This is a genomic window from Tenacibaculum profundicola (assembly GCF_057220795.1).
Map to the genome: position 1 here is coordinate 2,347,746 of NZ_CM170137.1, position 11,550 is coordinate 2,359,295.

An 11,550-nucleotide genomic window follows, 5' to 3' on the forward strand; every position below is an offset into this window, starting at 1 on the left:
AAATTAAAGCCATTATTAATCAATAAAACCTAAATTATCAAAATAGCTTATTATAGCTTCTTTCATTAGCACGGATTGTTCACCAGGTTTTAAACTAGGTAACTCGTTTAGCGTTTTGTAATGAGGCCAGCCTTCATTGTCAAAATAATCAAACTCATAATACCCATAAGGCTCAAGAAGTTTGCATATTGCAATGTGCATTAGATTTACCTTTTCATCTTTTTTAAACACTTGATGACCTTTACCTAATTCCTGAACACCAATCAAATAAATAACGCTGTCTACATCCAACACATCACCGTCTGCGAATTGATTAGAGAGCTTGTTTACAATGAAATCCCATTTTTCCTTTAACTCGATTTTTCTGTCCATGTTTTTTAAAAAACACAAAGATACAAATGAGTTGATTATTTCTGTATAACTTTCATAGGTCTTTATATTCCTTAGGTTAGAAATTTTAAACTAAACCTAAATCGTAAATTTAATACTACAGTTTATGACATCATTTTCATTACATATTTTTTATACCATTACATAAATGTCAAAGCTCGTTGTTCAAGTCAAAAAACATCAAGATTAGCTACTCGATTAAATTTTTCTTTTCTACGTTAAGTAGGTGTCGAGATTCTTGTTTGTTCTTTTAATAACCTAACATTAAACAGTGCCATTTGATATTTCAAAAGTGAGAAATAAAGGAAAGTAATTTCTAAACAAATACTACAAACCGTTTTATAAATGTCATGAAGAGTGATCTGAATTGCATCAAAGAAATAGCAGCACACACCCTAAAATGGCAAGATGGTTAACTCAAATTTTGTACTTTTATCGAGTTTAGGATTAACTCGAAATATTAAGTGCCTTAATCCTAGCGCAGTACCTTATACGATGTTAAAATAGAATGTATGAATACTTTTGATATAATTATCGCTGCTTTGCTACTCTTTGGGTTTATAAGAGGGTTAATGAAAGGGCTTTTCGTGGAAGTGGCTTCTTTAGTTGCACTAGTAGCTGGGGTATATGGAGCAATCCATTTTTCTTACTTTGTTGGCGATTGGTTAAAGACTTCTGTCGATTGGGATGAAAAATATATTTCGTTGGCTGCCTTTACAACTACTTTTGTGATCATTATTGTGATTGTGGCATTACTAGGGAAAATTTTAACTAAAATTGCAAATTTTGCAGCCTTGGGTATTTTAAACAAAATTTTAGGTGGCGTTTTTGGGGCTTTAAAAATTGGGTTAATTTTAAGTGTGGTTTTTATTCTTTTTGGAAAAATGAACAACACGATACCTTTTGTTAGTGAGGAAAAACTAGAGGAATCTATTTTATATGAGCCCGTAAAAAAAATTGCCCCTACCATCTTTCCAACGATTATTAATGACACAACTGTTCTTAAAGAAGAAATATAAGGTTAAAGGGTATTGATACGCTATACCAATAACAACTTGCTTAGAAATTTATAAAAAAGCACCTATTAAAAGCTTTAACTTTCAAATTATACGATATTTTTCTTAATCTAATCCATCTGTAAACGATTTCAAAGTTAAAGTGATATACGAAAATAAATCTGTCCTTTTACCCTACCTTTGCAAAAAAATAATCAATGCAGTTTTCTAATTTACATTTAAATCCATCCATTCTAAAAGCACTTACCGAAAATAAACACCATTTGGCCACTTTAGTGCAGCAACGAGTAATTCCAATAGTCTTAGATAAAAAAGATATTATTGTAACTGCGCAAACGGGTACGGGTAAAACAGCTGCTTTTGCCTTACCTATTATACAAAGCTTACTTAAAGAACAGGATTCGGAAAAAAATGCAAAGAAAATTAAAGCTCTCGTTATAAGCCCTACGCGTGAATTAGCCATACAGATTGAAGAAAACTTCACAGCATATGGTAAATACACTAATTTAAGAAGTACAGCGGTTTATGGAGGTATCTCAACCACGCCTCAAAAAGATGTTTTAAATAAAGGGGTTGATGTTTTAATTGCCACTCCAGGAAGATTGATTGATTTGTATAAACAGAAAGCAATTGATTTAAGTTTTTTAGAAACGTTTGTTTTAGACGAAGCTGATTTAATGTTAGACATGGGGTTCATCAAAGATGTTCAACAAATTGAAAAACTCTGTCCACGTAAAAAACAAACATTACTGTTTTCTGCTACGATGCCTGAAAAGGTAATTGAACTAGCAAAATCGATGCTACAAAACCCTGAAAAAATTACTGTCTCCCCAACAGAAACCACCGCTAAAAATATCGGGCAATTATTATATTATGTGCCTAAAAAAAATAAGACGGATTTATGTTTGCATTTATTGCGCAATACAATACATGGAAAAATAATCATTTTTAGACGTACAAAATTTGGTGTTGACAAGCTGGAGCAAACACTTAAAAAAAATAATTATAGCGTAACCAGCTTACACGGCGATAAAACTCAAATACTTCGTAACAAAGCCATTGAAGACTTTAAAAACAAAAAAGCAACTATTTTAATTGCTACTGATGTTGCTTCTCGTGGCATTGATATTAGTAAAGTAGACGCCGTTATTAATTATGATTTACCCAATATTCCTGAAACCTATGTGCATAGAATAGGAAGAACAGGAAGAGCTGGAAAATCAGGTATTGCCTTCTCTTTATGCAGTGAAGATGAAATAACCTATATCAAAACTATTGAGGAGGTGCTACAAAAGTCAATAACTGTTATTGAAGACCACCCATTCCCTATACAAAAACCCAAGTCCAAAAAACAACCCAATACGGTTAGCAAACATAAAAAAGGAAGAAAATCAGCCAATTCAAAAAAGAACAAAAAACGTTGGTATTAATTTCAATATACCTGTAATTTTTTTCTTCTTGTAAGGAACATCTAATATTCCTTTTGGTATTAATTTACCGATCTATCTGGGCATACAAAACTCCATAAGGAATTAGAAAAATCATTGGACAAATTCCAATGAGTATCATTTCAATTCTCACCTAAGAAAACTATTTTAACACCTAACAAACAGCTGCTTAAAAAATAAACACCTATATTGTAGTACTATCATCCCCTTACAAATGGAAAGTTTAGAACAATATACTCAAGTTTTAGGACTTCGTAAAGCCAAGCATTTTTTACGTAGAGCCTCATTTAGTTATTCAATAGAGACCATTAAAGAATTTGCCAATTTAACACCTGAGCAGGCTTTTAATAAACTTACTGAATCACAAATCAATAGTTGGGAAGAACCATATGACCCACTGCCAGAAGGAGCTCCAGACGGTAATTGGACCTCCTCAACCGAACATCCTAACACTTTTAGTGGCCAAGGTAGAAAACGCAGAATTCTTACCTCGTGGTGGTGGTACAATACCTTTAAGCAACAATCATTAAAAGGAAAACTCACTTTCTTTTTACACACGTCATTTACAATAGCTAAAAATGCCGTTGGCCCTTCAACACTCTTTTTTGATCATCTACGGTTATTAGAGCATTATGCTTTTGGAAACATTAAAGGTTTAGCTAAAAAAATCACGTTTGATAATTCAATGCTGAATTATTTAGACAATACTCAAAACAATGCGAATAATCCAAATGAAAACTATGCAAGGGAGTTTTTAGAATTGTTCACCATCTTAAAAGGTCCGCAAATTGGCAACGGAGACTACACAAATTATACTGAAATAGACATACAACAAACCGCTAAAGTGTTCTCAGGCATTAAAACAAAAGCGGATAGAAGCGTCATTGATAGTGATACTAATCTTCCAAAAGGAATAATTGCTGTTAACAAACACGATTCAAATGACAAAACGTTTAGCCATGCTTTCGATAATTATGTGATCGAGGGAAAAAATACAGAAGACGGCATTGCAGCGGAGCTTGATGAATACGTTGAAATGATATTTTCAAAAGAAGCAACGGCCATCTCATTTTGCAGAAAATTATATCGATTTTTCGTGAAAAGCGAATGGGATGATGAGGTCGAAAACGACATAATATTGCCCTTAGCTACCGAATTGAAAAACAACAATTACGAACTATTACCAACAGTAAAAACATTGCTTACCTCCAAACACTTTTTTGATGAAAGTGACGAAAACTCTACCGATGAAATTATTGGTAGTATCGTAAAAAGCTCATTACAACTAGTTAACGAGACTTTATCTTTTTTTAGACTGGACATACCAGACCCGACAATAGATATAGATTATTTCTACACTTTTTTTATTTTTATGCATAATTCATTTCTAGCTACTACTGGTATGAATTTCTGGGAGCCTGATTCTGTTGCTGGTTACCCTGGTCATTATCAAGAACCCGATTTTGATCGCCATTGGTTTTCTTCCAATACTGTATTGGGAAGATATAAAATGATAGAATGCCTTATTAGTGGACGAAATAAAATCGGTAATAATGGAAGAATTCGAGTAACTCTCGATGTACCAAATTTCATAAAAACATACACAACCAACCCCTCAAGTGCCGTTGATTTAGTAACTGAACTTGCCGATTTTTTATATGTTGAAAGTATTGACGATGAAAGAAAAAGTTATTTCACAGAAAACCTACTTGAAGGTTATCCTGATTATTACTGGACCAATGCTTGGTTAAAATTCGAAAACGACGGTGATGATTCTGTTGTAAAAACACGATTAAACGCCCTGATAACAAGAATGGTAAACGCACATGAATTTCAATTAATGTAATCGTTATAATTATAAATTTTAAACACGATGAAAAGACGAACTTTTATAAAACTCTCATCTGCCGTAACTGCATTAGGTCTAATGCCTTTTGAATTAAGGGCTATGCTAAAAACAGTGGATGTTGCTAATTGTGGAGATTTATCCAATAGAAAATTGGTGCTTATAAATTTGGCTGGTGGTAACGATGGATTGAATACGCTTATTCCAATTAATAATTACGATGCATATGCTAATCTTCGTCCTACTTTAAAAATCCCTGATTCGGGAAATCATAGTTTTATGACCTTAGACAGCACTCTTCCTGAAAACCAGCAGTTAGGCTTACACCCTGCATTAACAGGCTTTAAATCAATGTACGATAAAGGTATACTCCGAGTATTGCAGTCGGTGGGCTACCCTTCTCAGAACAAAAGCCATTTTGCTTCCAAAGATTTATACTCAACGGGAAATGATGGAAACAGCTGGGGAAATGGAAGGGATTCTGGCTGGATAGGTCGCTTTGTTGAAAAGTATTATTCAGGTGAATTGCAAGAAAATTATCCATTAGGCGTTCAAATAGGCTCTAGTAAAACAGAACTCGGATTTCATGGTGAGGAAGAACATGGGTTATCTATTAATATCTCTGGTCAAGATCCTGCCGGATTTTACACAGAATTAAACGGTTTGGGAGGAACACCCCCTTCTAACATTCCTAACTCAAACTTTGGTGAAGAATTGCAATATATAATTAATGTAAGTGAGTTATCAAGCCAATACTCACAATCAATTTCAACAGCTTTTAATAATGGGAATAACGCAACAGAATATCCAGATACTGATTTATCCAACCAGTTGAAAACAGTTGCTCGATTGATAAGCGGTGGGTTAAAATCTAAAATATACATGGTTCGCATTGGCGGGTTTGATACCCACAATACTCAAAACCAAGGCGATAACGATATTCAAGGAAAGCATTTTGACCTCTTAAACACGGTTTCTGAATCTGTTGAAGCATTCATAAACGATTTAACAGCACAAACTATTGCCGATGATGTTGTTGGCTTAACTTTTTCTGAATTTGGAAGAAAAGCCAAAGAAAATGGAAATTTCGGTACTGACCACGGTGAAATTGCCCCAATGTTCGTTTTTGGAAACCCTGTAAAAGGAGGAGTCTCTGGAATTAATGTAGACTTATCGGAGGCTGTTGAAAATAATAACTATCAACTAGAAAGTATTCAGTATGATTATAGACAAGTATTTGGCACTCTTTTACAAGATTTCTTAGGAGCTAGCAACCTTGTTGTGGATACCACCTTTTTTGATAATACCTCTCATCAAAGTTTTACCAATTCAAAAATCACAGAACTATTAAAAAACTCACATTCCGTAGCTACCGATTGCCTAAGCGATACTTTGTCTGCAAATGAATCCATTATAGATAATAGCACCCCAAAATGGTCTATTTATCCAAATCCATTTACTGACACGTTAAATCTACATTCACCCAACCAGCATTCTAGTGTCAGTTACCAACTTTATAACAATCAGGGACAAATTATTTTACAGGGCAATAAACAACTAGTTGCTACTACAATTAGTATTGCATTACCTAACCTAGCATCTGGTATGTATTTTCTAAAGATTAAAAGTAACGGAAGAGCAGAAACGCACAAAGTTTTTAGATTATAATTCTTCCATTTCCAAACTAGAATTACCTTACTTAAAGGCACTTCCTTAAATAAAAAAAGCGCTAGTAACCTTAAACGATATGTTTATTCCTTGTAAAAAAAAGACACCATTTTCTTTTTAAACCACTTATGATTTGAAATTACCCTTTAATTTCGGTTTATCCCATTTACCATTTGAACTTATCGTAAACAATTATGGCGAGTAAATTAACATCATAAATAGTGTGATTTGACTTCAGAAATACGATTGCTACCCTTTATATTTTATAGGTATATGCACCACCTTTTTCGTTTCAAAAAAATCTTCTTCAAAATAATTTGGCAAATCATATATAGTCGCATTCGGAAACTTGGCCAATTCTTCCGTTAAATCGCCTCCTTTCAAATACAAAATACCATTCTTTAACTCATGGTTTTGCTTTTTTTGCACTTTATTTTTAATCCAACGGTGAAAAGTTTCCATTTGAGCCACAGCTCTACTCACTATAAAATCGTAGTTTTCTTTTACTTCTTCTACTCTACCGTGCGTAGTTCTGACATTCTCTAAGCCTAATCCTTCTACCACCTCATTTACTACCTTTATCTTTTTCCCAATAGAATCTACCAAGTGAAAATTAGTTTCAGGAAATAAAATAGCCAATGGGATTCCAGGGAATCCACCACCTGTTCCGACATCCAACACCTTAGTTTTGGGCTTAAACTGCATTACTTTGGCAATTCCAAGGGAGTGCAGAACATGGCGTAGGTATAATTCGTCTATATCCTTTCTCGAAACCACATTTATTTTCAAGTTCCAGTCTTTATACAATTCTTGTAACTTGGCAAATTGTTCTTCTTGAATTTCCGTCAGGTTTGCAAAGTATTTTTTTATAATTTCCATGAATAAAATTTTCATTGCAAAAATATAAAACTAATTCGTTTTGTTTATTTTTAAACAAAAAGATATTAAACTCGTTAAAAACGCGTTTTAAATGAGTAGGCATCATTTAAAACATTATTTTTGTATTTTTAATAGCACAGTATATGAAGACAATAAACTTCTCTAGGATAGATAATAAAAAGTTTTTTAGAACTTTGAACAAAAGAGTTAATAATTACTTTAAAGAAAATAACATTAAACGAACTGGGAACTGGAAACTGTATACCAAAGCCATTATAATGTTCTCTTTATTTCTTGTTCCATTTGTTTTAATTCTAACCATAGATATGTCGCAATGGATAACCTTAATTTTAACTATAGTCATGGGAATTGGAATGGCTGGAGTTGGAATGAATGTAATGCATGACGCCAATCACGAGTCATTTTCGAGTAATAAATGGGTAAACAAGCTAATGGGTAGCAGTATCTATATTTTAGCAGGTAATGTATACAACTGGAAAGTGCAACATAATGTTTTACACCATACGTATACAAACATTAAAGATCACGATGAAGACATCGATGCAGGTAGAATTATTCGTTTTTCAAAACATGCAAAATGGTTATGGATTCATAAATTTCAAAAATACTATTCATTTTTCCTATACGGGTTATTAACCATTAACTGGGCAATCACTACAGATTTTAAGCAAATGCGAAGTTACCTAAAAAGAAAATTATCTTATGGTAAATTTCCTAGCCCTGCTAAAGAATGGACGAAACTGGTTATTTCAAAAGTAATTTACTATGCTTTATGGGTTGTTTTACCAATTCTCATCTTAAATGTTGCTTGGTGGAAGGTTTTGATAGGTTTTTTTGTTATGCATTATACCGCAGGAATTATTTTAAGTGTTGTTTTTCAATTAGCACATGTGGTTCCTAACACTGAAATGCCTTTACCTGATGATGAGGGAAATATGCAAAACACATGGGCTATCCATCAATTATACACCACTTCTAATTTTGCACCCAAAAATTGGTTTGTTAACTTTTACACAGGTGGTTTAAATCATCAAGTTGAACACCACATTTTTCCTCATATTTCTCACGTTCATTATAAAAAATTGGCTAAAATTGTAAAAGAAACTGCCATAGAATTTAACCTGCCGTATAACGAATACAAAACAACTAGAAAGGCGGTTATAGAGCATTTTAAACATTTATCGGAATTAGGGAAAAAACCTCAATTGGCATAACATAAACAACCCAATATTATAACTAAAACAATGTCAAACGCATTATCAAACAGAATTAACAGTTTACCTGTTTCTCAAACGTTAGCAATGGCTGCAAAAGCTAGAGAACTGAAAGCTGAAGGGAAAGATATTATAAGCTTAAGCCTAGGAGAACCAGATTTTAACACTCCTGATTTCATTAAAGACGCCGCCATTGATGCAATTAATGATAACTATAATTCATATACACCAGTTGATGGTTATGGAGAGTTAAAAGAAGCGATTTGCACGAAATTTAAGCGAGATAATAATTTAAATTATAGCCCAAACCAAGTTGTTGTGTCTACTGGTGCTAAGCAATCAATAGCAAACGTAGCCCAAGTTTTACTAAACCCAGGAGATGAAGTATTATTACCGGCTCCTTATTGGGTTAGTTATTCAGCAATTGCTATCTTATGTGAAGCAAAATTTGTTGAGATTCCTTCGTCTATTGATACCGATTTTAAAATTACACCTGCACAACTAGAGGCTGCTATTACACCAAAAACGAAAATGATCTTCTTTAACTCTCCTAATAACCCAAGTGGGTCTATTTATAGTGAAGAAGAGTACAGAGCACTTGCTAAAGTTCTAGAGAAGTATCCTCAGATTTATATTTTATCTGACGAAATTTACGAGCATATAAACTATGGGAAAAAACTGTTTAGTTTTGCCGCCATCGAAAACATGTACAATAGAACGATTACTGTAAATGGATTAGCAAAAGCATTTGCTATGACAGGATGGAGAATCGGTTTTATTGGAGCTCCTGAATGGATTGCAAAAGCTTGTACTAAAATGCAAGGGCAAATTACGTCAGGAACTAATTGTATTGCTCAACGAGCTGCCATTACAGCAGTATTAGCTGCTCCTGAAAAAGTACAATATATGGTAGATGAATTTAAACACCGTAGAGATATTATTTTAGGCCTATTAGGTAAAATTGACGGCTTTAAATTAAATGTTCCTGAAGGAGCTTTTTACATCTTTCCAGATATATCTAGCTTTTTCGGAAAAACTATTTGTAATAAAGAAATTAAAAATGCCAATGATTTTTCTATGCTATTGTTAGAAGAAGCAAATGTTGCAACCGTTACTGGAGAGGCTTTTGGTGCACCAAATTGTATCCGTTTGTCTTATGCTGCTTCTGAATTACAGTTACGTGAGGCTGTTAGAAGAATTAAGAAAATACTGAGTTAATTATTACGTAACTCTAGTATAAAAAAGCGTGATAACTCTATTATCACGCTTTTTTTTATTTTGTGTGTTCTTGCCATTTTAAATAGCCTCCGTCAATATTGTATACTTGAAACCCTTTTTCTAGTAATATTTCTGAAGCTATTTTACTTCTTCCTCCTGATCGGCAATACAAGTACACTGGTTTATTTTTATCTAGTTTTTTCAACGTTTTATCTTCAAAATCACTAGAGGTTACATCAATTTCTAAGGCTCCTTTAATGCCTCCCTTTTCCCATTCTACGGGAGTTCTTACATCAACCAATTGCACATCATTTCTGCTGTTTAAAATAGTTTGTAAATCGACCACACTAATATCACCTACCCTATCTACCTGTCTTTTACAACTTGTTAAAGCAATGACTACTACAACTAAAACTCTTTTTAGCAATTTCATATTCTCTATTTTACCGATGATGTACATTCACCTACTGTTCTTGGTATTGATGTTTCTTTAATGTCTTTATATCCTCCTGCAACATCTATAACCTGATGATATCCTCTTGCCTTTAATATCGACGCAGCGATCACCGATCGATATCCTCCTGCACAATGAAGGTAAAAATCTCTATTTGTTGGAAATTCACTTATGTGGTCATTGAGAAAATCTAAAGGGGTATTAGGAACATCTACAATGTGTCCATTTGTATATTCTCCCGGTTTACGAACATCATATATAGGCTCGTTATCTTTAAATTTATCTGTTAAAGCAGTAGCGCTTATAGACTGTAACGTATCAATTTCTCTACCTTCATTTTTCCAAGTGTCAAAACTACCTTCTAAATACCCTAAAACATTATCAAAACCGACTCTCGATAATCTTGTAATAGCCGTTTTTTCTTCTCCTTTTGGAGCCACCAATAAAATAGGTTGCTTAACATCTTTGATCAATGCTCCTACCCAAGGGGCAAAAGAGCCTTTTAATCCAATAAAGATAGATTGCGGTATGAAGCCTTTGATAAATTCAAATTGATGCCTTACATCCAAAATAATGGCATTAGAATCATTCGCTTTCGTCTCAAACTCTTCAACTGACAATGCCTTCGAGCCACTTTTAATAACATCATCAATAGACTGATAACCTTCTTTGTTCATTTTTACATTTAATGGAAAGTATGCAGGAGGGGGAAGTAGTCCTTCTGTTACTTCCTTAATAAATTCCTCTCTAGTCATATCTTCTCGTAAAGCATAATTGGTTCTTTTCTGTTCTCCTAACGTCCCCACTGTTTCCTTACTCAAATTCTTACCACATGCCGATCCAGCACCATGAGCCGGATATACGATGACAGTATCTTCTAAAGTCATTATTTTAGTTCGCAAACTATCATATAATAATCCTGCTAATTCTTCTTGCGTCATATCTGCTCCTTTTTGAGCTAAATCTGGTCTTCCTACATCTCCTAAAAACAAGGTATCTCCACTAAAAATAGCATGGTTATTTCCTTCTTTATCTTTTAACAAATAGGTAGTACTTTCCATGGTGTGCCCTGGTGTATGCAAAACGGTAATCGTAATATCTCCTATTGTAAAAACCTCACCATCATGCGCAATATGAGCCTGGTACCTAGTAGCTGCTGTAGGCCCATAAACAATATCTGCCCCGGTTTTTTCAGCTAAAGTCACATGTCCACTGACAAAATCAGCGTGAAAATGCGTTTCAAAAATATATTTTATCTGTGCCTTATTTTTCGCCGCTTTATCTATATACGATTGAACCTCTCTTAATGGATCAATTATGGCTACCTCTCCATTACTTTCAACGTAATATGCTCCTTGTGCTAAACAACCTGTATATATTTGTTCTATCTTCATAT

At 33.7% G+C, this 11,550-nt stretch carries 10 protein-coding genes; 6 read left to right on the top strand and 4 right to left on the bottom strand.

The window, feature by feature from the left end; genetic code table 11:
- Positions 1–15: 15 nt before the first annotated feature.
- Positions 16–372 carry a hypothetical protein gene (locus AC2TDS_RS10095; protein ID WP_484735466.1) on the bottom strand — a complete coding sequence of 119 codons (357 nt, stop codon included), beginning with the start codon at positions 370–372 and terminating at the stop codon, positions 16–18.
- A 530-nt stretch (positions 373–902) separates the two neighbouring features.
- Here AC2TDS_RS10095 and AC2TDS_RS10100 point away from each other — a divergent pair.
- From AC2TDS_RS10100 to AC2TDS_RS10115, 4 genes are all read left to right on the top strand, one after another.
- A complete protein-coding gene (locus AC2TDS_RS10100; RefSeq protein ID WP_484735467.1) occupies positions 903–1,409 on the top strand; it encodes a CvpA family protein in 507 nt (168 codons plus the stop codon).
- 194 nt (positions 1,410–1,603) lie between these two features.
- Complete coding sequence (locus AC2TDS_RS10105) at positions 1,604–2,836, top strand: DEAD/DEAH box helicase (protein WP_484735468.1); 1,233 nt, start codon at positions 1,604–1,606, stop codon at positions 2,834–2,836.
- 232 nt (positions 2,837–3,068) lie between these two features.
- Positions 3,069–4,700 (top strand): DUF1800 family protein, encoded by a 1,632-nt coding sequence (locus AC2TDS_RS10110; protein ID WP_484735469.1) that lies wholly within the window; start codon positions 3,069–3,071, stop codon positions 4,698–4,700.
- 27 nt (positions 4,701–4,727) lie between these two features.
- Positions 4,728–6,368 (top strand): DUF1501 domain-containing protein, encoded by a 1,641-nt coding sequence (locus tag AC2TDS_RS10115; RefSeq protein WP_484735470.1) that lies wholly within the window; start codon positions 4,728–4,730, stop codon positions 6,366–6,368.
- Between the two features lie 249 nt (positions 6,369–6,617).
- Here the strand turns inward: AC2TDS_RS10115 and rsmG are convergent, their stop codons facing one another.
- Positions 6,618–7,247 (bottom strand): 16S rRNA (guanine(527)-N(7))-methyltransferase RsmG, encoded by a 630-nt coding sequence (gene rsmG, locus AC2TDS_RS10120; RefSeq protein ID WP_484735471.1) that lies wholly within the window; start codon positions 7,245–7,247, stop codon positions 6,618–6,620.
- 143 nt (positions 7,248–7,390) lie between these two features.
- Here rsmG and AC2TDS_RS10125 point away from each other — a divergent pair, with 143 nt between their 5' ends.
- Positions 7,391–8,482, top strand: coding sequence for a fatty acid desaturase family protein (locus tag AC2TDS_RS10125; protein WP_484735472.1), 1,092 nt, complete (start codon positions 7,391–7,393; stop codon positions 8,480–8,482).
- A gap of 30 nt (positions 8,483–8,512) precedes the next feature.
- Positions 8,513–9,700 (top strand): pyridoxal phosphate-dependent aminotransferase, encoded by a 1,188-nt coding sequence (locus tag AC2TDS_RS10130; RefSeq protein ID WP_484735473.1) that lies wholly within the window; start codon positions 8,513–8,515, stop codon positions 9,698–9,700.
- A gap of 55 nt (positions 9,701–9,755) precedes the next feature.
- Here AC2TDS_RS10130 and AC2TDS_RS10135 read toward each other — a convergent pair whose 3' ends face one another.
- Together AC2TDS_RS10135 and AC2TDS_RS10140 are read right to left on the bottom strand one after the other, a co-directional pair.
- On the bottom strand, positions 9,756–10,133 hold the full coding sequence (locus AC2TDS_RS10135) for a rhodanese-like domain-containing protein (protein WP_484735474.1): 378 nt from the start codon (positions 10,131–10,133) through the stop codon (positions 9,756–9,758).
- A gap of 5 nt (positions 10,134–10,138) precedes the next feature.
- On the bottom strand, positions 10,139–11,548 hold the full coding sequence (locus AC2TDS_RS10140) for an MBL fold metallo-hydrolase (protein WP_484738933.1): 1,410 nt from the start codon (positions 11,546–11,548) through the stop codon (positions 10,139–10,141).
- Positions 11,549–11,550: the final 2 nt, after the last annotated feature.

Excerpts from the sequence above, each read along its gene's own strand:
- AC2TDS_RS10095 (WP_484735466.1), bottom strand. The coding sequence starts at position 372 with ATGGACAGAAAAATCGAGTTAAAGGAAAAATGGGATTTCATTGTAAAC.
- AC2TDS_RS10100 (WP_484735467.1), top strand. The coding sequence starts at position 903 with ATGAATACTTTTGATATAATTATCGCTGCTTTGCTACTCTTTGGGTTT.
- AC2TDS_RS10105 (WP_484735468.1), top strand. The coding sequence starts at position 1,604 with ATGCAGTTTTCTAATTTACATTTAAATCCATCCATTCTAAAAGCACTT.
- AC2TDS_RS10110 (WP_484735469.1), top strand. The coding sequence starts at position 3,069 with ATGGAAAGTTTAGAACAATATACTCAAGTTTTAGGACTTCGTAAAGCC.
- AC2TDS_RS10115 (WP_484735470.1), top strand. The coding sequence starts at position 4,728 with ATGAAAAGACGAACTTTTATAAAACTCTCATCTGCCGTAACTGCATTA.
- rsmG (WP_484735471.1), bottom strand. The coding sequence starts at position 7,247 with ATGGAAATTATAAAAAAATACTTTGCAAACCTGACGGAAATTCAAGAA.
- AC2TDS_RS10125 (WP_484735472.1), top strand. The coding sequence starts at position 7,391 with ATGAAGACAATAAACTTCTCTAGGATAGATAATAAAAAGTTTTTTAGA.
- AC2TDS_RS10130 (WP_484735473.1), top strand. The coding sequence starts at position 8,513 with ATGTCAAACGCATTATCAAACAGAATTAACAGTTTACCTGTTTCTCAA.
- AC2TDS_RS10135 (WP_484735474.1), bottom strand. The coding sequence starts at position 10,133 with ATGAAATTGCTAAAAAGAGTTTTAGTTGTAGTAGTCATTGCTTTAACA.
- AC2TDS_RS10140 (WP_484738933.1), bottom strand. The coding sequence starts at position 11,548 with ATGAAGATAGAACAAATATATACAGGTTGTTTAGCACAAGGAGCATAT.